Origin of the sequence: Desemzia sp. FAM 23988 (assembly GCF_045528365.1) — a bacterium.
Lineage (GTDB): Bacteria > Bacillota > Bacilli > Lactobacillales > Carnobacteriaceae > Desemzia.
Genome location: NZ_JBGQQS010000003.1, coordinates 12,343 through 32,567 on the forward strand (window position 1 = coordinate 12,343; position 20,225 = coordinate 32,567).

Sequence of the window (20,225 nt, forward strand, 5' to 3'; positions counted from 1 at the left end):
CGCTTTTTGCTTCCTAGAAGCTTTGTTCCGTTCTTCTCTCTAGTCATTTCGTCTGCCGCCTCCGAATAGGAGAACGAGTCTTAGAACTTGCAAGAAAGAGGCGACTGCAGCAGCAACATATGTTAAGGCTGCGGCACGTAGAACATGTCTGGCTTGGTCTAATTCCTCAGGAGTTAAAATTTGTTGGCTGTCTAATATGGCGATAGCGCGATTTGATGCATCAAATTCAACGGGTAAAGTAACCAATTGGAATACTAAAGTCAACGAGAAAAATAGGATCCCAATATTGATCAGTGATTGATTTCCGCCGAAGATAACTCCTGCTAGAATCAATGGGAATGAGATTCCTTGACCAAAGTTGGCTACAGGAACCAAAGTACTTCTTAATTTAAGTGGAAAATAACTTACCTGGTCTTGAATAGCATGACCAGTCTCATGAGCGGCTACACCGATCGCTGCTACAGAAGTTGAGTTGTAAGTAGCATCTGATAAACGCAAAATATTGTTTTGAGAATCGTAATGGTCGGTCAAGTCGCCTTGAACACGATCTAAGGCCACGTCTTGTAAACCTGCATTATCTAAAATATTTCGAGAAACTTCCCATGCAGTAAGTCCTCTGGAATTTCCTATATCTGAATATTTATTGTACGTGCTGCGCACATAACTGCTTGCAATACCGGAAATCACTAATCCAATGAGAATAAAAATCATCGTTGGGTCCCAAAAAAAGTAAAATGGCATAATATTCTCCTTTCATTCCAATCATTCTGTCTTATTATATGTTTATCTTACCATGAAAAGTATAAAAGTAAATTTAACAAAAAGAATAAAGTCTTAAATACAGACTCACTGATAGACAGTATACCAGTCATATGTGAAACTTTTGTAACGTCAATTTGAAATATTAAATTTTTTTAAAAAAAGGCCGATAAGATAAACAACTAGATGTTAAAAAAACTCTTTAACTCAGAAGATAAAGCTGCTGAGTTAAAGAGAGAAATTGTATCGGTTTAAACATAAAATAGAATGGAGAGAAACATTAACCCGGTTCCTAATAAAACAAACAGGTGCCATACTACATGCATGTACTTAACATTTCGTAAACTGTAAAAAATCGTTCCAATGATATAAGCGGCTCCACCAGCAACCAATAAATACAAACCGTTTGTTCCCAGGCCTTCATATAAAGGTTTAAACGTAAAGACACAGAGCAATCCCATTCCAATATAAACTAGGGTAGAAACATTTGGGAATTTTTCCACAGCCACGCTCTTGAAAATGATACCAGATAGAGCAATGACCCAAACGATACTAAACATTGTCCATCCTAAAGTTCCGCCGATGGTTACTAAGTAATAAGGGGTATACGTTCCTGCGATCAACACATAAATACTGCTGTGGTCAAATATTTTGAATAACCTTCTGACACGGGTAAAACTCAAACTATGATACAAGGTAGAACATAAATACAACAGAATGAGACTTGATCCATAAACAATGTAAGAGGCAAGTTCTATTGTGGAACCACTTTGAGAACCTTTCATAAGTAACAATACCAGACCAGCTATGCTCAACAAGACTCCGATTCCATGAGTAACCGCATTTAAAACCTCATTGCGAATCAAGTATTTTTTTGTAAATGTGGGTGTCTTGACCAAAGTAAATAACCTCCTTAAGAAAAATAAAACGGTACAAGAACTACGATAACCTGTCATGAACTTAATTATAGTAAAATAGTTGTACTCGTTCAACAAATTCATTTTAACACACGGTTATAGATGTGTCACTATCTAGTTATCGAAACTAGATAAAAATTTTAGCAGGATATTGTTTTTTGTTTCTTTGAATACGTAGTAAACTAAAGATACTTTAAAGATAACGAAAGCAATGGTAAAGCGAGCAACAAAAATAACGAAAATACTCATCGAACAATGTCAGCACCGTTCTAAAGTATTTTCGTTTCCGGGGGTATATTCATAAGAAATGCTCTACTTTCTATATTTTAAGTAATGTAACAGCCTTATAAATTTACATTAAGGCATATCTGTCTTAGGATGCAAGAATGCCCATCACTTTTCCGAACGAACAACAATTTTTGAATATTCATAAGGTATAAATCATTTAACGTTAAATCGTTTTTTCTTAAAATTTTTTCTAAAGGAATATCTACTTCTCCATCAGCGTTTAAAATAAAGTCTTCCTGATCGATCTCTAATTCAATTTCAGCATCGCATTTGATTAAGACATAGGCATACCGGACATTTATTTTGTTTTTTACTGTATCCATGACCATTCACTCCTTTAGTACATAAAGGCAACTTTGTTCTTCACATTTGAACTTAGCTGTTTTTAAAGATTTAAATATTGTCATATAAGACAAGAAATAACCAATGGATCACAAAAAATACAAAAGAGGAGTAGATTAGGATAAAGGGTTCGAATACAATTCGTGAGGGTTGTAGGTTCACAAATGACAGAAACTCCTCTTTTGCATTTATTTATTCGACTGACTAGAATAGGGCTGGAAGTAATGCGTATGTTCCATAAACAACAGGAGGAGCGCCAACGGTAACAAGAACACCTAAGATATTAAAGAAATTCTTTTTGATAAATTTTTTCATCAATACCACCTAGCCTTTCTTAAGATAAATTTAGTGTACTACAAAAAAATGAAAAAAGTATATATGTGTCATATAAAGGAAAGTGAGGAACAAGTCTATGGAAAAAAATTATGGCCAAGTACTAAGACGAATGCGCGAAGAAAAAGGGTACTCCTTACGACAAGTTTCTAATGGGATCTTATCGACTTCTTTTTTATCCAAGTTCGAACGCGGCGAATCGAATATTTCGCTGAGTCATTTTGTTAACGTTATTGAACGAATGAACATTTCTCTAGATGAATTTATTTTTTCTGCCAATGAGTATAAACCCAATGAATTGGATAGTTTAATGTCTGAAATTGCGTCAGCCTATCAACGCAACAATACATCAAAATTAAAAATGATCACCAATAAAGAGTATCAAAAATGGGAAGAGTACGGTTTAGATGCCTATCTGTGCAATTCCATTATGGCAGAAGCAAAAATGTTGAATTTACAAAGAAAAGAAATCGACAAGAAAAAAAGGGAGTACTTAGCGAATTACTTATTCAATGTAGAATTGTGGGGAAATTATGAATTGGTGATTTATGCCAATGCTTTGACTGTTTTCCCGCCTGAAACCGTTATTGCGCTTTCTAAAGAAGTGGTTAAAAAGACCTCTATGTATAAATTAGTGAATAAAAATTTCGTGCAGACATTAGGGATTCTGATCAATACAACGATTGTCTGTTTAGAATCAAACCTGCTTAATGATGCTTTGTATTTTATTTTAACGTTGGAGAATATGCACATGGCTGAAAATTTATTTTATGAACGTACTCTTCTGGTTTTCTTTAAAGGAATTTATGAAATTAAAAAAGGCAACATAGAAGCTGGAGAAGAGCTCTCTCGAAAAGCCATCACGACAATGTATACGATTGGTTCAGAGGATTTAGCTATTAGCTACGAAGAATATTTAGAAAGTATGCTGATCCTTCAAATCAAAGAAACACCTATTTAAAAATAAACAACACTTAAATTCCACTATATGACAAAATTCGGTTTAGTAGTGCTTTAAATAATATGGTATCATGTGAGTGAATCAAGAATAAGGATTTTTATTTTGAAAAGAGAATAATTAAGGAGAACGTATCATGTTGTGGATGTGGATATTTGTAGGTATTTTACTCGTGGCTATTGCCGCACTAGTGTATTTTAACGAAGGTGGGCCGGCAACAATCGAGATCTTTGTAATGATTGGTTTATTTGTATTGTTTATGGTGTTGGATTTATGGCAGATCAGTGCAGTTATTGTGCTGGTTTGGGGATATCGTCAATATTTAAAAAACAAACGAAAAAATAAATGACTTAAAAAGAGCCTAGTGAAGACTAGTACAGCTGTATTTAGAGTTGGCTTATAGGACGCGAAAAAGCAGAAGAAAAGATAATTTATTCTTCTGCTTTTTATTTCGGCTTTGTTTCAACCTTTTTTAACAAGGATGAATCATTTAGGAAGAAAAAATATTTCCGCTAATGGGTAGAGAAATAAAGCATGGGGGTTAAAATAAGAAAGATGTTGTCGCCTATTTAAAACGGTGCAACATCTTTTTTTAATGAAAAGATGATAAAATAATTAGGTTAAACTCATTTTTAAAACAGCTACATAAAAGGGTTTTGAAGGTTTTAAATTAAAATAAGACTAAAATGATGTTAGAAAACATAACATTAGATGTTATGTTCTAATTGATTTATAATAAACCTGTATCTATAATTTGGTTTTAAGTAAAAAAACTTTAAACCGTACAAAAACTATGGACTAAAAGTTTTTTCAAAAGGAGATGAGCAGAATTGATTCAGTTACAGAATGTAAACAAATATTTTGGTGACCACCATGTATTAAAAGACATTAATTTAGAGGTGGCAGAAGGAGAAAAAATCGTCATTATAGGACCTTCTGGGTCTGGTAAAAGTACAACTGTCAGATGCATGAATTTTCTTGAAGAACCCACATCAGGAGAAGTTTTTATTGAAGGATACCAAGTAAATGCAAGAAATAAACTAGAAGTTGTGCGGAATTCATCGGCAATGGTTTTTCAACAGTTCAACCTCTATCCGCATATGACAGTGTTAGAAAATCTGACAATTGGTCCGATAAAATTGCAAAAAAAATCAAAAAAAGAAGCAGAAGAGACAGCTTATCGGTATCTAGATATCGTAGGGTTAAGAGAAAAAGCGCTGGTTTACCCTTCAACACTATCTGGTGGACAGCAACAAAGAGTCGCAATTGCCAGAGCACTTTGCTCAGAAAAAAAGATTATTTTATTCGATGAACCAACTTCTGCTTTAGATCCTGAAACGGTACAAGAAGTATTAGATGTCATGATCCAGTTATCGAATATGAATATCACGATGGTCGTGGTGACGCACGAGATAGGATTTGCTAAACAAGTCGCAGATCGTGTTATCTTTATGGACGAGGGGACTATTCTTGAAGTAGGATCGCCGGAGCATTTCTTTGAAAATCCGACTCATGAACGAACGAAAGCATTTTTAAGCAAAATTTTACGATAAAAATAGAGATTTATTTAGGGGGAAAAAGAGATGAAAAAAAGAAATTTATTTGCGACAGTAATGTTATCTAGTTTATTATTTTTAGGAGCCTGCTCGTCAGAAGAAGGTTCTGCAACGGAAGCTGCAAATGGATCTGATCAAGTAACGATTGAATCGATCAAGGAAGCTGGCGTTTTAAAAGTAGGGGTCAAAGAAGATGTTCCGAATTTTGGTTTGAAGAATACGGAAACTGGGGAGACAGAAGGATTTGAAATCGATATTGCTAAGAAAATAGCGGAAGATATCCTTGGTGATCCAGATGCTATTGAATTGACACCTGTTACGGCTAAGACACGTGGTCCATTGTTGGACAATGGAGAAGTTGACATGATCATCGCCACTTTTACGGTGACTGAAGAACGGAAAGAAACCTATAACTTTACAGATGCTTATTATGAAGATGCAGTTGGTTTGCTGGTCAAAAAAGATAAGAACTACGAAGGTTTGAAAGATATGGATGGAGCGACTATCGGTGTATCTCAAAGTTCTACTACAGCAGATGCCATCAAAGCAGAAGCTGAACCATATGATATCACATTGGACTTTTCCGAATATGCCACTTATCCGGAAATCAAAGCGGCACTAGACTCAGGCCGCGTAGATGCGTTCAGTGTGGACAGATCTATTTTGGCTGGTTACTTGGATGATTCTACGGAGGTTTTGCCAGATCGTTTTGCGACTCAAGACTATGGAATCGCTACTAAGAAAACAAACACAGAATTAGCAGAGCACACAAATGAGTTAATCACTACATGGGGAGAAAATGGTACTCTTGATGGATTGGTTTCAGAGTGGGGACTGAATGAATAATGAACAGCACAAATCCATTCGCTCTTTGGAGATGGGAGGCTCTTTTTCAAAATATCGATAATCTTGGAGCTGGTTTTTTTAGGACACTTCAAGTAGCCATCTTAGCATTAATAGTATCGTTGATCGTAGGTATGTTCGTTGGGATCTTATCCACAGCCCAAAACTGGGTTCCGCGTTCCATTGCTCGAGTGTATGTGGAGATCTTTCAAAATATTCCGCTTGTGATCCAAATTTTCTTCATGTATAACGGGTTAGCCATGGCGGGTATAGTGTTGAGTGAATTTACTATAGGGGTAGTAGGTGTTGGGCTGTATCATGGGGCATATGTAGGAGAAGTAGTTCGTGCAGGTATTTTATCGATGCCTAAGGGCCAACATGAGGCAGCTTATTCTCAAGGATTTAACTACGCACAAACGATGCGTTACATTATCTTGCCGCAAATGGTGAAAAGCATTTTGCCACCATTAACGAATCAAGCGGTCAATCTCATTAAAAATACATCCGTGTTAGCGATCATTGCTGGAGCAGACTTGATGTATGCGGCTGATTCTTATGCTGCTTCTTCCTTAAATTACGGACCGGCATATGTCTTAGCCGGGTTATTGTACTTCTTACTTTGTTTCCCGCTGGCCACATTCTCAAGGAAATATGAAGAGAAGCTGAAAAAGAATGATGCCATAGTGGTGGATGTTCCGGAGGTGATGGAATGATCGAATCTATAAGAACTGTCTTTACCCAACCTAATGTCTTATTTTTATTAAATGGCTTAAAAACATCTTTACTGATTTCTTTAGCAGTCGTGATCCTTTCCATCCTATTCGGGACCCTTTTAGGGTTGGTTAGAAATTACGAAAAGAAATTTTTTGGCAAATTAGCCGGTTTTTATATTGAATTGTTTCGCAATACGCCGTTGCTTTTATGGATGCTGGGTTGTGCATTTCTGATTCCGGGAAGTACAATTTTAGTGAAAGGTTCTCTAGCTTTATTTTTGTATACAGCTGCAGTAGTAGCTGAAATTGTACGTGGAGGATTAAATTCGATACCAGAAGGCCAATTTGAAGCCGCTCATTCTCAAGGGTTTTCTTTTTTTCAATCCTTAATGTATATTATTCTGCCTCAAACGTTCAAAAAAATTATTCCTTCTTTGTTGTCACAAGTGATAACAACCATTAAGGATACTTCTTTCCTTGCTGGTTTAGGAATAATGGAATTTACTCGAAGCGGACAAGTTATTTTAGGAAAAGCCACAAAAACTTCTGAAGTCTTTTTGATTTATGGTTTTTTAGCTTTAGTGTACTTTATGATCTGTTTCTTGCTTTCTATTTTAGTAAGGAATTGGCACAATAGAAATTCTGAAAATGTGTAGCAGTTGTTCAAAAAGTTGAAGACCTTATATGAGTTAACGTTCAGTTGTTGATAAATTAAACAAGAACGAAACGATTTTTTATTCTGTTTGCCTAAAAAGCACTCTACCGTTGTATAGTAGAGTGCTTTTGGTTATTTCGCAGGATTCGTATAATCAAATTGATTGACGATTTCTGTTAAAGATTGGTTTAAAGTAATTGCAGGACGACCCATAAGTTTTTGCAGATCCTCACTTTCAACGTCTAAATCGCCATGGCGAATCGATTGTTGGATCTCTACAGAAAATTCAGCCATGATATCGGGGGTTCCATTAGCGATCAGAACTTCTTGATAAGTACGGTCATTTACATTCCGTACAATCACTCGACGCCCCAATATATTGGTTAATTCTCTAGCCATATCTGCATAACTGGAAGGCTTTCCAGAAAGTTCATAAATTTTATTTTCATGTCCTGATGAGGATAATACAGCTGCAGCAGCCTCTGCATAATCCACGCGTGGTACCCATCCAACACGGCCATCTTCAGCAGATGTCAGAACAGGACCACCTTCTAATACATTTTTAACGGTTCCAATTTCATTTTCGATGTACCAATTGTTTCGTAAAAAGGTAAACGGAATACCACTGTCTCGAATGAGTTGTTCTGTCTGGCGGTGAACTTCAGCAACTGGCAAAGTGCTTTCTTGTGGTTTTGAAATACTCGTATAGACGATCGATCCTACTCCGCATTTCTCAGCAGCATAAATCGCGTTAGAATGTTGACGAATTCGGGTTTCATCATCTCCTTGAGAAGAAATCAGCAGCAATTTATCGATTCCTGAGAAAGCTCGTTCCAAAGAAGCTGGATCTTCATAATCTGCTTGTCGAACATCCACGCCTTCTTCTTTTAGGCCGGCAGCTTTTTCTGGATCTCTGGCAGAAATCACTAAGTCTTCTACAGATGCTCTTTCCAGCAAAGCCTCCATTACTTTAACACCCAGCATACCGGTTGCTCCCGTAACTAAAATTTTCATTTCCATCCCTCCAAAAGAAATCCGATTTCTTATTTTAATTATACGCAGAATCAAGAAAAAAGAGAAATCTAAAGCCGTCAAAAAAAGCCCAATGCATCGAGCATCGAGCTTTACTATGAATTGGGAAAGATTAGTTCAATTTAACCGCTGTTCCACTGCATGTTACCATGATCATTCCGTTGTCGGCGCCTAATGTTTCATAGTCCATCTTTACACCGATAACTGCATCCGCTCCCATTTCCGTGGCACGATTTGCCATTTCATCTAGAGCATTTTCACGTGCTTGCAGGATTTCGTCTTCATATCCTTGTGAACGTCCACCGAAAAAGTTGCGCATTCCTGCACCCAAGTCTTTTAAAAAATTGATTCCAGAGATAACTTCGCCAAAAACGATTCCTTCGTATGAAGCAATCGTTCTGCCTTCCACATTACCAGTTGTTGTGATGATCATTTAAATCCCTCCAAAAAAATGTAATGGTATACAACTAATAGTATACCATTACATAACTAAAGTTGTACATTATCCATTAACGACAGAGCCGCCGTTTACATGCAAGACTTGGCCTGTCACATAACTGGAGTCCGAACTGGCCAGGTAAACATAAGTAGGTGCCAGTTCAAAAGCTTCCCCAGCTCTCTTCATAGGGACAGATGCTCCAAATTCTTCTTTATCAGTAGTTCCTGTAGTGGCCGGAATCAAAGGCGTCCAAATCGGACCAGGGGCAACAGCGTTTACCCGAATGTGTTTATCCAAAAACTCGGTATTTTGAGCCAAAGATCTCGTAAAGGAAACAATCGCTCCTTTAGTAGAAGAATAATCGAGTAGAGAAGGGTTTCCTTTGTAAGCTGTGACGGATGTACTATTGATCACTATTCCACCTTCATTAAAATGCGGCAGAACAGCTTTTGCGAAATAAAACATCGAGAAAATGTTGGTTCGGAAAGTTCGATGCAGTTGTTCTACCGAAATATCTGTAATTGACTCTTTTGTCAGTTGTTCTGCAGCATTATTTACTAAAATATCAATTCCACCATATTCAGCAACCGTTTTATCTACTACTTCTTGGACAAAATCGTCGTCGCCCACATCACCAGTAAACCACAAAACTGATCCGCTTAACTCTTCCACGCGTTGTTTTACTTCAGCTGCATCTTCATGTTCTTCAATGTCCACTAAAGCCAACTTAGCACCTTCTTGGGCAAATGCAACAGCAACTGCGGCACCGATTCCGCTGTCAGCTCCGGTAACGATCGCTACTTTGTCTTTCAGTTTTCCGGCTGCTTTGTAATCTGGATTTTCAATTAATGGTTCTGGACTCATATTTCCCGACTTATCTGGCTGTAAATAATTTTCCTTTGGAGCTTGAGTATCAAGTTTCTTTTCATCTGCCATTAAAAACACCATCCTTATCACAGTTTTAATCAATGCCAGAATAGCAGGTAAATGATTAGAATTCAAACCAAAAGACTCTGCAAGAGAGTCTTTTTACGGACTTCATAATTGGTTTATGAAAGTAAAAAAAGTATACTGAATATAGGAAACATTCGTCATTAAGGAGGATATACCGTGCCAAAAATAAAGAGAAAAGAACACAAATTGGATACCGGAAAAGATGAAGATGTTGAATTGAAAGCTGGACGATTAAGGATTTATTTTCAAAATCGATACAATCTCATCTCTTTAATCAATGACTTTTTAGTAGGAATTATGTATATTTTCGGGAGCTTGGCTCCAATGATGGGATTTCCAAGTCAGTATGGTACTTACCTTTATCTAGCAGGAGGTATCTTTTTGATGATGCGCCCAGTACTGAAGATCCTTCACAATATTTATATTTATACAGATGTGGATTACATTGATGAAGAAGAACTAAAAGCTAGAGAAGAGGAGGAGGAGAGAAAAAAGCAAGAGACTGAAGGAGAAGACCAAGAAGATGAAGAGAAAAAACAAGAAGACCAAGAGTACAATGAAGAATATTATGGGGATGATAAGAACGAAGAGTACGAGAAACACGATGATGCGTAAATCAGCGTTATAGATAACAAATTTCTTCGTGGAAAGAAGGTCGGAACAAATGAAATGGACCAAATTTTTTAAAGGACAGGTACAAAATTTAACAGATGCAATCAGTCGCTTTCCATTATCCGTCGTATTTTTAGTCATTGCTACGAGTATTTTATCTCTTAATATACAGTCGGAAGAGTTTGATTATTATGAGCTGGTGATCGCCAGTTTTGTAGGAGCTTTAGCTGCAGCAGTAGCACAAATGGTTTTTGAACGATTTTTCTCTCACAGAGAAAAACTGCGTTGGATGATTCTTTCACCTGCGCTTTTGTTAGCTATTATTTACTATTTTACTCTGAATGTTGAAACAGATGTTTTTTCACTTGAAGTAGTGATCCGGACAACGGTCTTATCGTTTGCGCTGCTCATTGCGTTTATATGGATTCCAAGTATTCGCAATCGGTTGTCATTCAGTGATTCTTTTACCGCTACTTTCAAAGCCTTGTTTACAACTATTTTATTTTCTGTCGTTTTGACAATAGGGATCATGTCTATTTTATCGGCCATCAATGTTTTACTGTTTACAGTGGACTATCGCGTGTTTGCCCATGCTGCAAATGTAGTGGCGTCATTATTTGCACCGATTTTCTTCTTATCGGATATCCCGCATTATACTGCGACAATTGAGCAGGATGCTGTGAAAGAAGAATTGTCTCCAGAAGTTGAAACAGCCATCAGTGTTCCAAAAATAATGGAAGTATTGCTGTCTTATATCATTATTCCAATCACTATGGTTTTTACCATTATACTAGCACTGTATATTGTTCTGAATATAGGAAGAGATTTTTGGGTAGATAATTTACTGGAACCCATGCTGGTCAGTTATGCCATAGTGGTGATATTAGTGATGCTGCTGATTGGAAGGTTGGAAAACAAAATGGTGACTAGTTTCAGGCTGGTATTTCCAAAAGTCCTCTTCTTTATCGTTCTGCTCCAAACAGTAGCTTCTATTATACAAATCAATGAAAAAGGGCTGACCATTGGCCGTTACTACGTTATTCTATTTGGAGTTTTTGCGATCATCGCCAGTGTTATTTTCAGTATTTGGCCAAAACAAAAAAATGGGCTAGTAGCGATTGTACTGATTGTTTTTTCTGTCATCTCGATTGTTCCCCCAGTAGACGCTTTTACGGTCAGCAAAAATGGGCAAATGGCTTTTCTAAGATCTGTGTTGAATGATAACAACATGCTTGCGGAAAATACCATTGTCCCTAATGCAGATGTACCGGAGAATGAGCAGCGGAAAATTGTAGAAACCGTCAATGACTTAGAGAGTAACGGCTATATTGATGAAGTTGGATTTCTGCCGAAAGATTTTCAATCCTCGGTAGATTTTGAAGAAACATTTGGTTTCAACCAATATGGAGCAGCAACTGAAGTATTCAGCTACCATTATTTTGAATGGGGAAATGGTACGGTGTTAGATGTTTCCAATTATCAAACCATGTCAAAAATACAAGTAGATACCCTGTCACAAGGTACGAATGCAGAAACTGTTCAAACTATTGAGATAGAGGAAGTTGCGTATCAATTAGAGGTAACTGAAGAAGAAAATAGTGTGCTGCTCTCTTTGAAGGATGAGGAAGGAAATACATTGATCAGTACGAATGTAACAGAAATGACCAATGAATTGAATCAATCTCCTGATGCAGTTTCACAAGAGTTGACCTTAGATCAGGCACTGATTGAAAGCGAAAATGAGGGAGCTTTGATGGACATATTAGTGACCCAATTGGATTTCAATAACAATGGAGAATTTTATATGGAACTATTTGCTTTGATTCATGTCAAATAAAAGAGTGAGGAGTAGATTGTGGTGTGTGGAAGATACTCATTTGAAGCTAGTCAGAAAGAACTGATAGCACGGTATCGATTGAAAGAAGCAGATTTTAATTACGGTGCTAAAGAAGAAATTTACCCGACAACTATTTCACCCATTATTCTTCCAGACAAAAAATCAGCTTTACTGACTTGGGGATTTTCTCCGAGTTTTGCAAAAGGTCCGCTGATTAATGCAAGAGGAGAGTCTATTTTAGAGAAGCCGACATTTAGTAAAGCGTTTAGAACCAATCGTTGCTTGGTACCTGCTACGTCCTTTTTTGAATGGGAAAAGATTGGCAATCATAAAGAAAAACGCAAAATTTCTGTCAAAGACCAATCGATTTTTTCCATAGCGGGTATATGTGATCTTTTTATAGACAAAAACGGGAAAGAAGCATGGATGTATTCTATTATTACGACCGAAGCCAATGAAGCAATGAAAAAAATCCATGATCGAATGCCTGTTATCTTATTACCTGAAAATGAAGCAGATTATCTGGACTTAAACCAAGATCCTAAAACAGTTCATCAATTGTTGCGACCTTTTGAAAAAGAGTTGAGTATTGTGTGAAGCAGAATGAAAAAAAAGCTGGGTTTTCTCCAGCTTTTTTTATTTGGCTGAAAGTTCTGAATATTCTATTAGTACAACTTGAATTACTGAAGGCAAAAGTGTATCGTTGAAGTTATGATCTTGCGCTGCTTGACAATAGATAGTTTTAAGCTGGCAAGTAAGCACGAAGCGAAAATTTATAAGGAGAGAAGCAAACGTGAAAAAAACAGAAATCCGGAATCGAATTATCCGGAAATCAAAAGGAAAAGCTCAAACCGTTTTTAAAAGCATGATCAAGGATCCATTAAAGTTGGACATCCTGAATATTGCTTGGCCTGTCTTAATGGAATTAGTGTTAAGTTCTATATTTGGTATGATCGATATGATGATGCTGGGAAATATTCCAGATAACAACTATGCGGCTGCGGCTGTTTCATCTGTGGGTTTGACTAATCAGCCTTTATTTTTAGCGCTGTCTGTAGTACAAGCGTTGAATGTCGGTGGTACAGCCATGATAGCTCGTTATTATGGAGCAGGCGAAAAGAAGCGAATGGAAAATGTTTTGAAACACGTTATGTTGTTCGGTCTGTTTTTCTCGATCCCTATTTCTGTATTCGGGTTGTTGAATGCGGAAACTATTTTGACGTTCATGGGTGGAGAACCTCATGCCGTTGCTATTGGAGCAAGTTATTTTAGAGTCATTTGTATCAGCTACTTATTCCAATCGTTTAACATTAGTATTACAGGAGCCCTTCGTGGGATTGGCCAAACGCAAATTCCAATGCGCATCAATATCTTGGTAAACTTTTTAAATGTTATCGGGAACGCTATATTGATTTATGGTCTACTAGGTATACCCGCTTTAGGAGTCGTTGGAGCTGCAACTTCAACAGCTGCAGCGAATCTGATTGCCAGTACATTACTGGTACGTTTCCTGATGAAAGGGAACAGTGAACTCCCCTTTTCATTCAAACGCAAATTTACATTTGATAAACGGACTTTGAAAAATTTAGTTCGTATCGGGATGCCTTCCGCCATTGAACAATTGATTTTGCGTGCGGGAGTTATTCTGTTCATTCAAATCGTCTCCAGTCTCGGGACTGTTATTTTTGCTGCACATCAAATTGGAATGAATATATTAAGTCTGTCATTTACTACAGGGCAAGCCTTTGGTATATCTTCATCTTCATTGGTTGGACGTTCTTTAGGCAAAAAGGATACCGATCTGGCTGCGGAATACGCTAAGAAAACGAGTGCCATGGGGGCCATTACGGGTTTGGTAGTAGGAACAGCTTTATTTATCGGTTCGGAAGTCTTTGTTGGATTTTATTCCAATGACTCAGCGATTATCGAAAATGCTTCACTGGCCTTAAAAATCATTGCTGTTGTTCAGCCGTTCCAAACACATCAATTGATCGTTGCCGGTTCTTTACGAGGTGCAGGAGATACCATGTTCCCATTAATCTCTACCTTTGTTGGAGTATTGATCGTTCGTGTACTATCCGCGTACTTTTTTGTATTTATTCTAGATCTTGGTCTGTTAGGAGCCTGGATGGGTATCGTCTTAGATCAATTCCTAAGATGGGTCTTAGTAGGTCTGCGCTTTAAATCGGGAAAATGGAAACATATAGTGATTCATTAAAAGTGTCACGTATAATTCGTTTAAGAGCAGAACATGGAGCCGTATGGATAAACTTTCGCAAAAAAGCAAATTACTTTGATCAGAAAAACCTTATTCATAGCAAATTATGCGACAAATCAGTATACTTTATTAAACGATATATTTTACTGAAAGTAGGGTTGTTATGAAATTATACATTCGAGCAAAACGTTTTTCTTTAAGAGATGGTTTGATTGTACGAAATGAAAAAGATGAGCCCATTTACGAAATCAAAAGCGAATGGTTGTCATTTGGACGAAAGGTACATATCTATGATCAGCAGAATGAAGAAGTAGCTTCTATTGAAGAAAAGAAGTTCGGTTTTTCAGCGAAATACGCAATCAGTCAATTAGATACCAATGTAGCTGTCGTCAAAAAAGAAAACAATCTGGTTGCTTCGGATTATGATATTGATAAACTCAACTGGAAGATCAAAGGCAACGTGGAAGACAATGAGTACAAGATCAAAGAACGTTTACGGACAGTAGCCGAATTGAAGAAAAAATGGTTCTCAGTCGGTGAATCGTATGTACTAGAAGTGGAAGAAGAACAAGATTCTGTGGTGGCTTTAGCTGTTGTAGTGGCTATTTGGAGCTTGCAAGCAGATGCTGAAGAAAAAGAAGATGAATAGAAAAAATCCTCGCCAACTAATTTCTGGCGGGGATTTTTATGATCTTTTGAAAAAAGACTAGATATCTAATTGGAAATATGCTGTAAGTGAGCCCTTTTTACCTGTGTGGTGCCATTCATGGTATTGAGCAAACACCTGCATCACATCGCCTTCTGCTCTATCCACTAATTCTTTCACCGCTAAAAAACTCCTCCAATAATCATACATGATACTGGTCATGTTGCCTTTATAAGTACTATTGCCGAATTCACTCAAAGAATGGTGCCCATATTTTCCTTTGAATTCTTTGACTAAAGTTCGTTCGACAGTACTGATCTCATCAAATTCTTCCTCAGTTAACAAAAACTTCCGTGGCAAATAAAAACACATTCCTTCTTCGAACCAAATATCTTTTTCCCAGTTTCCGTCATCAAATCCTTCTAAGAACAAATCGCTGTGATGAGTCAATTCATGTGCTAAAATCTCCATCATTTGGCTTTCCATATTCCGTTCATAATAATTTTTGATGACCGGCAAATCACGTCCATCCAATTGCTCATAGAAAATAGTTTTCCAATCCTCCATAACGGGTGACATGTAAATAACGTCTTTTCTCGTATAGGCTGGAATCGGAATCGTAGAAAAAATAGTTGTAGCTAATTCAGTGGATGTCCAAACGATAGCTTTAGGACTTTCTTTTAAAGCGAATGATTGTTGGAGATACACTTCATACGGTTGAAGTTGTTGGAACATCGACTGGATGATTTTTCTATGGGGTTCTACTTGAGTTAAATCTTCAAAAGCAAAAATCTGTTTCATAAATACAATCCTTTCCTTAAAAGTCAATTAATCGTACATTTCTTTTTTGATTTTATCTTGGATCATTACCACGTTTGTTTTCAGTAGATGTTCTCCATACGCAGGGTCAATACATTCCTTCCAATATTCCAAGTGTTTTTTATCGACATCAGCAGTAGAAAATTCCACTTCATTAGGAGACATTCCTTGATAAGAAACCCAGTATAAATACATTGTTCCTTCGATAATTTCTTCAAATATTGACTCTACATACATTTTTTCACCGGGCAGAGTTTCGATGACTTCAGCTAAATGATGGTTTAAAAAAAGCATCCATTCTCGAGCAGTGTCTTCTTTTCCGGATTTTACTCTAAAACGTTCTAATTCCACATGTAACTGTCCCATTGTAGTCCTCTCCTTAAAGAATAATTAAGTTAAGTATAGCAAAAAACAGCCATAATGGATAAGGATTTTAGAAAGATAAAATATTTAGTAAACTTTACTTGAATTTGTTTACTAGATGGAATAAAATAGAATCAAAGAGAACTTGAAAGCGTTTTTAATAAAAGGAGGCAGTCAAACACATGCAATTAGATCAGTTAACAGAAACATTCGAACAATTATATGGAAAGAAAGAAATCCATTCTTTTTTCGCACCAGGAAGAATTAATTTGATAGGGGAGCATACAGATTACAATGGAGGGAACGTTTTTCCCTGTGCTATTACTTTGGGGACTTACGGCATAGCCAGTAAACGGGAAGATACCACAGTAAAGTTGTATTCTGAAAATTTTCCAGAAGCAGGAGTTATTTCATTTGATTTGAGTGAATTGAGCTATAAAAAAGAAGATAACTGGGCGAACTATCCTAAAGGTGTCATCAAGTTCTTGAAAGAATCAGGACATGCTATTTCTACTGGTTTAGAAATGGTCATTTGTGGAACGATTCCTAATGGTGCAGGCTTATCTTCTTCAGCATCTATCGAATTATTGATGGGAGTAGTATTAGAGGAATTGTTTGATTTGAAGGTCGAACGGTTAGAGTTGATTCAAATTGGGAAAAAAGTAGAAAATGAATTTATTGGGGTCAACTCAGGAATCATGGATCAATTTGCCGTGGGGATGGGTCAAAAGAATAGAGCTATTTTATTGGATACAAATACTTTAGAGTATGAAATGGTGCCTGTTGAATTGACTGATCATGTCATCATGATCATGAATTCAAAGAAAAGACGTGAGCTGGCTGATTCAAAATACAATGAACGTCGAAGCGAATGCGAACAAGCTTTAAGCGAGTTGCAAACGGTGTTGGCTATTCAATCATTGGGTGACCTGGATGAAGCCACTTTTGAAGCCAATAAGCAAGTTATCTCCAGCGAAGTTTTGGCGAGACGCGCGAAACATGCTGTGTACGAAAACCAACGGACGCTAAAAGCTACGGAAGCGTTGAAAGCAGGAGATTTGATTACTTTTGGCAAATTAATGAATGAATCCCACTTATCTACTCAAGAAGATTACGAAGTGACTGGTATAGAGTTAGATACCTTGGTACATAGTGCTTGGGAACAGCCTGGAGTGATCGGAGCACGTATGACAGGAGCTGGATTTGGCGGCTGTGCTATTGCCATCGTTCAAAAAGACAGTACTGAAACGTTTATCCAACAGGTTGGAGCTGAATATGAAAGTAATATCGGCTATGCAGCTGAATTTTACATTGCGGAAATCAGTGATGGAGCTAAAGTACGATAAAAATGACTCGAAAAGGAGCAAAATAGTGATTGATCAAGCTATAATCGATTTTATTGAAATTGGGATACGGAAACAAAAAATGGCTAAAGTAGATCGTGTATACAAAACGAATCAATTGTTGGCTTTATTGCATAAAATAGACTTTGAACCTTCTATTGTCCACAGCACACCGCTGCCATCTGTTTTAGAAGTATTGGATGAACTGGTCAATTATGCGGCAACAACTGGAAGAATCGAAGATAGCCCATCCCATAGAGACGTATTGGAAGCAGAAATAATGGATTTAGTGACACCATTGCCTTCAAAAGTAAACGATGATTTCTGGAGTTTGTATGAAAACAGCCCTAAAGAAGCTACGGATTACTTTTATGGATTAAGCCAATCAAACAATTATATCAAAACAAGAAGTATTGCCAAAAATATCCATTTTTTGAAAGAAACAGAGTATGGCGATCTGGAAATCACCATCAATCTTTCCAAACCCGAAAAGGATTCAAAAGAGATCGTTTTAGCTAAAAACGCAGTCAGTTCCAGTTATCCAGCATGTTTATTGTGTATGGAAAATGAAGGATATGAAGGACATGCAACACATCCAGGAAGAGCCAACCACCGCTTAGTCCGCATGTCTGTCAATCATGAAACATGGGGCTTCCAGTACTCTCCTTATTCTTATTACAATGAGCACGCTATATTCTTATCTGAAGAACATCGCCCAATGGATGTAAACGGGGAGGCTTATCGAAACCTGTTGAACATTGTAGAAACTTTGCCGCATTATTTCGTAGGATCGAATGCTGGATTGCCAATCGTTGGCGGATCGATTTTAACACATGATCATTATCAAGGAGGTCGGCACACATTTCCAATGGAAAAAGCAGAAACGAATGTACCTTTTTCTTTAGATCAGTATCCTGAAGTAACATGTGGAATTGTAAAATGGCCGATGTCTGTTATTCGTCTGAAAAGCAAACAACCTGAAGCATTAGTTGAAGCGGGCAGTTATATTCTGGGGAAATGGGAACAGTACAGCGATGAATCAGCAGAAATTAGAGCATACTCTGGAGAAGAACCCCATAATGCTATTACCCCTATCGCTCGTCAAAAAAACGGCGTATTTGAATTGGATTTAGTACTACGCAACAATCGAACATCAGCAGAGTTTCCGGATGGAATCTTTCATCCGCATCCTGATGTGCAGCACATCAAAAAAGAAAATATTGGTTTGATAGAAGTCATGGGTCTAGCAATTTTGCCGCCTCGACTAGAAACGGAATTAAAAGAAGTGGAGCAGTATTTACTGGATCAACCCAACACAATCGCAGATTACCATAAAGAATGGGCGGATGAGTTAAAAGCAACTCAACACATCACGAAGGAAACGGTTGGAAAAGTGATTCAAGAGGGTGTGGGCTCTGTATTTTTACGGGTGTTGGAAGATGCAGGTGTGTATAAAGCAACAGACGATGGTAAAGAAGCCTTTAAAAGATTTGTAGAGACACTTTAAATTGCACAGTGGGGAGTGAAATAAAATGGAATTTGAGAAGAAATTTTTTGGAGACTTGTCAGGAGAAACGGTTTATGAGTACACGCTCACAAATAGTCAGGGTGTGTCCCTGTCTGCTTTGAACTTAGGAGGAGTAGTGACTTCAATCAAAACACCAGACAAACGTGGAGCTCTAGCCAATATCACATTAGGTTTCGATAATGTGGAAGATTATTTAACTTATCGGCCTTTCTATGGAGCACTAGTAGGGCGCGTGGCAGGAAGAATTGCAAAAGGGGAATTTTCTATTGAAGGCAAAAAATATCAATTGCAAGTAAATGAAGGAGAGAACCATCATCACGGAGGAAACCCTGCATTTGAGTCTCACCTTTGGGAAGTTTCTATAGAAGAAGAGGAAGCTGCTGCACATTTGATCTTTAAGTATTTTAGTCCAGCTGGAGAAAATGGATATCCAGGCAATGTTACTGTTACAGTAACGTACACGTTGTCCGAAGCCAATGAATGGAAAATCACTTATGAAGCTGAAACGGATGAGCCTACTTTATTCAATCCTACCAATCATGTGTACTTTAATTTGACGGGCGACCATACTAAAACCATTCGTGATCATGAACTGCAAATCAATAGTGACTTAGTAGGAGAATTGAAAGAGGATGGAATTCCAACAGGGAAAATGCTGCCTGTTAATGATACTGATTTTGATTTGAGAGAAGCTGCACCGTTGAGTAGAGGAATCGACAGCGAACACCCTCAATTAGAAAGCAACGAGGGATTTGACCATCCATTTTTCTTATCGCATAGAGGCTCTCAACCAGATGCTGTATTATATGATCCTGAAAGTGGCAGAAAAGTTGTTGTTACAACGGATTGTGATGCGGTAGTTATTTTTACTCACAATGGGGTCAGCGGTGATTACCGAATCGATGGAAAAACAGTTCAGCCATATGCAGGAGTAGCGATGGAAACACAAGCTATGCCGGACGCGATCAATCAAGAAAATTTCGGGGATGTCATCTTGTATCCAGGTGAACCATTCCGATCCGAAACCATTTATCAATTTGAATAAAAAGAGGACTTAGAATAAAGTCAGA

The 20,225-nt window shown here is 37.5% G+C and carries 21 protein-coding genes and 1 pseudogene; 14 read left to right on the forward strand and 8 right to left on the reverse strand.

Annotated features, from left to right (window positions below):
• Positions 1-39: 39 nt before the first annotated feature.
• From ACEN4L_RS02605 to ACEN4L_RS02615, 3 genes are all read right to left on the reverse strand, one after another.
• Positions 40-741: a zinc metallopeptidase gene (locus ACEN4L_RS02605; RefSeq protein WP_407095796.1), complete on the reverse strand. Its 702-nt coding sequence runs from the start codon at positions 739-741 to the stop codon at positions 40-42.
• Between the two features lie 269 nt (positions 742-1,010).
• Positions 1,011-1,715 carry a hemolysin III family protein gene (locus ACEN4L_RS02610; RefSeq protein WP_407095797.1) on the reverse strand — a complete coding sequence of 235 codons (705 nt, stop codon included), beginning with the start codon at positions 1,713-1,715 and terminating at the stop codon, positions 1,011-1,013.
• Between the two features lie 305 nt (positions 1,716-2,020).
• Complete coding sequence (locus ACEN4L_RS02615) at positions 2,021-2,287, reverse strand: hypothetical protein (RefSeq protein WP_407095798.1); 267 nt, start codon at positions 2,285-2,287, stop codon at positions 2,021-2,023.
• 431 nt (positions 2,288-2,718) lie between these two features.
• On the opposite strand from ACEN4L_RS02615, the gene ACEN4L_RS02620 reads away from it, so the two are divergent.
• The 6 genes from ACEN4L_RS02620 to ACEN4L_RS02645 all read left to right on the forward strand — a co-directional run bounded on the left by ACEN4L_RS02620 (position 2,719) and on the right by ACEN4L_RS02645 (position 7,365).
• Positions 2,719-3,600: a helix-turn-helix domain-containing protein gene (locus tag ACEN4L_RS02620; RefSeq protein WP_407095799.1), complete on the forward strand. Its 882-nt coding sequence runs from the start codon at positions 2,719-2,721 to the stop codon at positions 3,598-3,600.
• 133 nt (positions 3,601-3,733) lie between these two features.
• A complete protein-coding gene (locus ACEN4L_RS02625; RefSeq protein ID WP_407095800.1) occupies positions 3,734-3,946 on the forward strand; it encodes a hypothetical protein in 213 nt (70 codons plus the stop codon).
• 481 nt (positions 3,947-4,427) lie between these two features.
• A complete protein-coding gene (locus ACEN4L_RS02630; RefSeq protein WP_407095801.1) occupies positions 4,428-5,150 on the forward strand; it encodes an amino acid ABC transporter ATP-binding protein in 723 nt (240 codons plus the stop codon).
• A 30-nt stretch (positions 5,151-5,180) separates the two neighbouring features.
• A complete protein-coding gene (locus tag ACEN4L_RS02635; RefSeq protein ID WP_407095802.1) occupies positions 5,181-5,999 on the forward strand; it encodes a transporter substrate-binding domain-containing protein in 819 nt (272 codons plus the stop codon).
• A complete protein-coding gene (locus ACEN4L_RS02640; protein WP_407095803.1) occupies positions 5,999-6,709 on the forward strand; it encodes an amino acid ABC transporter permease in 711 nt (236 codons plus the stop codon). The genes ACEN4L_RS02635 and ACEN4L_RS02640 overlap by 1 nt, the downstream gene beginning before the upstream one ends.
• On the forward strand, positions 6,706-7,365 hold the full coding sequence (locus ACEN4L_RS02645) for an amino acid ABC transporter permease (RefSeq protein ID WP_407095804.1): 660 nt from the start codon (positions 6,706-6,708) through the stop codon (positions 7,363-7,365). Before ACEN4L_RS02640 ends, ACEN4L_RS02645 begins: the two co-directional genes overlap by 4 nt.
• Before the next feature lie 131 nt (positions 7,366-7,496).
• Here the strand turns inward: ACEN4L_RS02645 and ACEN4L_RS02650 are convergent, their stop codons facing one another.
• The 3 genes from ACEN4L_RS02650 to ACEN4L_RS02660 all read right to left on the reverse strand — a co-directional run bounded on the left by ACEN4L_RS02650 (position 7,497) and on the right by ACEN4L_RS02660 (position 9,771).
• Positions 7,497-8,378, reverse strand: coding sequence for an SDR family oxidoreductase (locus ACEN4L_RS02650; protein WP_407095805.1), 882 nt, complete (start codon positions 8,376-8,378; stop codon positions 7,497-7,499).
• Positions 8,379-8,508: 130 nt separating this feature from the next.
• Positions 8,509-8,829 (reverse strand): putative heavy metal-binding protein, encoded by a 321-nt coding sequence (locus ACEN4L_RS02655; protein ID WP_407095806.1) that lies wholly within the window; start codon positions 8,827-8,829, stop codon positions 8,509-8,511.
• A 69-nt stretch (positions 8,830-8,898) separates the two neighbouring features.
• Entirely contained in the window at positions 8,899-9,771 is an 873-nt protein-coding gene (locus tag ACEN4L_RS02660; RefSeq protein ID WP_407095807.1) for an SDR family oxidoreductase, read from the reverse strand.
• Between the two features lie 174 nt (positions 9,772-9,945).
• Between ACEN4L_RS02660 and ACEN4L_RS02665 the strand changes: the two are divergent.
• The 5 genes and pseudogenes from ACEN4L_RS02665 to ACEN4L_RS02685 all read left to right on the forward strand — a co-directional run.
• Positions 9,946-10,224 (forward strand): annotated as a pseudogene (locus tag ACEN4L_RS02665) (YrhK family protein); the annotation flags it as partial.
• Positions 10,225-10,453: 229 nt separating this feature from the next.
• Positions 10,454-12,238: a DUF4153 domain-containing protein gene (locus ACEN4L_RS02670; RefSeq protein WP_407095808.1), complete on the forward strand. Its 1,785-nt coding sequence runs from the start codon at positions 10,454-10,456 to the stop codon at positions 12,236-12,238.
• Positions 12,239-12,256: 18 nt separating this feature from the next.
• Entirely contained in the window at positions 12,257-12,835 is a 579-nt protein-coding gene (locus ACEN4L_RS02675) for an SOS response-associated peptidase (RefSeq protein WP_407095809.1), read from the forward strand.
• Between the two features lie 196 nt (positions 12,836-13,031).
• Entirely contained in the window at positions 13,032-14,456 is a 1,425-nt protein-coding gene (locus ACEN4L_RS02680; protein ID WP_407095810.1) for an MATE family efflux transporter, read from the forward strand.
• A gap of 163 nt (positions 14,457-14,619) precedes the next feature.
• Positions 14,620-15,105 carry an LURP-one-related/scramblase family protein gene (locus ACEN4L_RS02685; RefSeq protein WP_407095811.1) on the forward strand — a complete coding sequence of 162 codons (486 nt, stop codon included), beginning with the start codon at positions 14,620-14,622 and terminating at the stop codon, positions 15,103-15,105.
• Positions 15,106-15,162: 57 nt separating this feature from the next.
• Here the strand turns inward: ACEN4L_RS02685 and ACEN4L_RS02690 are convergent, their stop codons facing one another.
• Positions 15,163-15,903 carry a hypothetical protein gene (locus ACEN4L_RS02690; protein WP_407095812.1) on the reverse strand — a complete coding sequence of 247 codons (741 nt, stop codon included), beginning with the start codon at positions 15,901-15,903 and terminating at the stop codon, positions 15,163-15,165.
• A gap of 27 nt (positions 15,904-15,930) precedes the next feature.
• On the reverse strand, positions 15,931-16,287 hold the full coding sequence (locus tag ACEN4L_RS02695) for a DUF6176 family protein (protein ID WP_407095813.1): 357 nt from the start codon (positions 16,285-16,287) through the stop codon (positions 15,931-15,933).
• Between the two features lie 179 nt (positions 16,288-16,466).
• Between ACEN4L_RS02695 and ACEN4L_RS02700 the strand changes: the two genes are divergently transcribed.
• Genes ACEN4L_RS02700 through ACEN4L_RS02710 form a run of 3 tightly spaced genes read left to right on the forward strand, consistent with a single transcriptional unit; the run spans position 16,467 to position 20,200 of the window.
• Entirely contained in the window at positions 16,467-17,630 is a 1,164-nt protein-coding gene (locus ACEN4L_RS02700; RefSeq protein WP_407095814.1) for a galactokinase, read from the forward strand.
• 22 nt (positions 17,631-17,652) lie between these two features.
• Positions 17,653-19,134, forward strand: coding sequence for a UDP-glucose--hexose-1-phosphate uridylyltransferase (gene galT, locus ACEN4L_RS02705; protein ID WP_407095938.1), 1,482 nt, complete (start codon positions 17,653-17,655; stop codon positions 19,132-19,134).
• A 25-nt stretch (positions 19,135-19,159) separates the two neighbouring features.
• Positions 19,160-20,200 carry an aldose epimerase family protein gene (locus ACEN4L_RS02710; RefSeq protein WP_407095815.1) on the forward strand — a complete coding sequence of 347 codons (1,041 nt, stop codon included), beginning with the start codon at positions 19,160-19,162 and terminating at the stop codon, positions 20,198-20,200.
• Positions 20,201-20,225 lie beyond the last annotated feature (25 nt).

Coding starts and splice junctions, on each gene's coding strand:
- ACEN4L_RS02605 (WP_407095796.1), bottom strand. CDS start 741: ATGCCATTTTACTTTTTTTGGGACCCAACGATGATTTTTATTCTCATT.
- ACEN4L_RS02610 (WP_407095797.1), bottom strand. CDS start 1,715: ATGACAGGTTATCGTAGTTCTTGTACCGTTTTATTTTTCTTAAGGAGG.
- ACEN4L_RS02615 (WP_407095798.1), bottom strand. CDS start 2,287: ATGGATACAGTAAAAAACAAAATAAATGTCCGGTATGCCTATGTCTTA.
- ACEN4L_RS02620 (WP_407095799.1), top strand. CDS start 2,719: ATGGAAAAAAATTATGGCCAAGTACTAAGACGAATGCGCGAAGAAAAA.
- ACEN4L_RS02625 (WP_407095800.1), top strand. CDS start 3,734: ATGTTGTGGATGTGGATATTTGTAGGTATTTTACTCGTGGCTATTGCC.
- ACEN4L_RS02635 (WP_407095802.1), top strand. CDS start 5,181: ATGAAAAAAAGAAATTTATTTGCGACAGTAATGTTATCTAGTTTATTA.
- ACEN4L_RS02640 (WP_407095803.1), top strand. CDS start 5,999: ATGAACAGCACAAATCCATTCGCTCTTTGGAGATGGGAGGCTCTTTTT.
- ACEN4L_RS02645 (WP_407095804.1), top strand. CDS start 6,706: ATGATCGAATCTATAAGAACTGTCTTTACCCAACCTAATGTCTTATTT.
- ACEN4L_RS02650 (WP_407095805.1), bottom strand. CDS start 8,378: ATGAAAATTTTAGTTACGGGAGCAACCGGTATGCTGGGTGTTAAAGTA.
- ACEN4L_RS02655 (WP_407095806.1), bottom strand. CDS start 8,829: ATGATCATCACAACAACTGGTAATGTGGAAGGCAGAACGATTGCTTCA.
- ACEN4L_RS02660 (WP_407095807.1), bottom strand. CDS start 9,771: ATGGCAGATGAAAAGAAACTTGATACTCAAGCTCCAAAGGAAAATTAT.
- ACEN4L_RS02670 (WP_407095808.1), top strand. CDS start 10,454: ATGAAATGGACCAAATTTTTTAAAGGACAGGTACAAAATTTAACAGAT.
- ACEN4L_RS02685 (WP_407095811.1), top strand. CDS start 14,620: ATGAAATTATACATTCGAGCAAAACGTTTTTCTTTAAGAGATGGTTTG.
- ACEN4L_RS02690 (WP_407095812.1), bottom strand. CDS start 15,903: ATGAAACAGATTTTTGCTTTTGAAGATTTAACTCAAGTAGAACCCCAT.
- ACEN4L_RS02695 (WP_407095813.1), bottom strand. CDS start 16,287: ATGGGACAGTTACATGTGGAATTAGAACGTTTTAGAGTAAAATCCGGA.
- ACEN4L_RS02700 (WP_407095814.1), top strand. CDS start 16,467: ATGCAATTAGATCAGTTAACAGAAACATTCGAACAATTATATGGAAAG.
- ACEN4L_RS02710 (WP_407095815.1), top strand. CDS start 19,160: ATGGAATTTGAGAAGAAATTTTTTGGAGACTTGTCAGGAGAAACGGTT.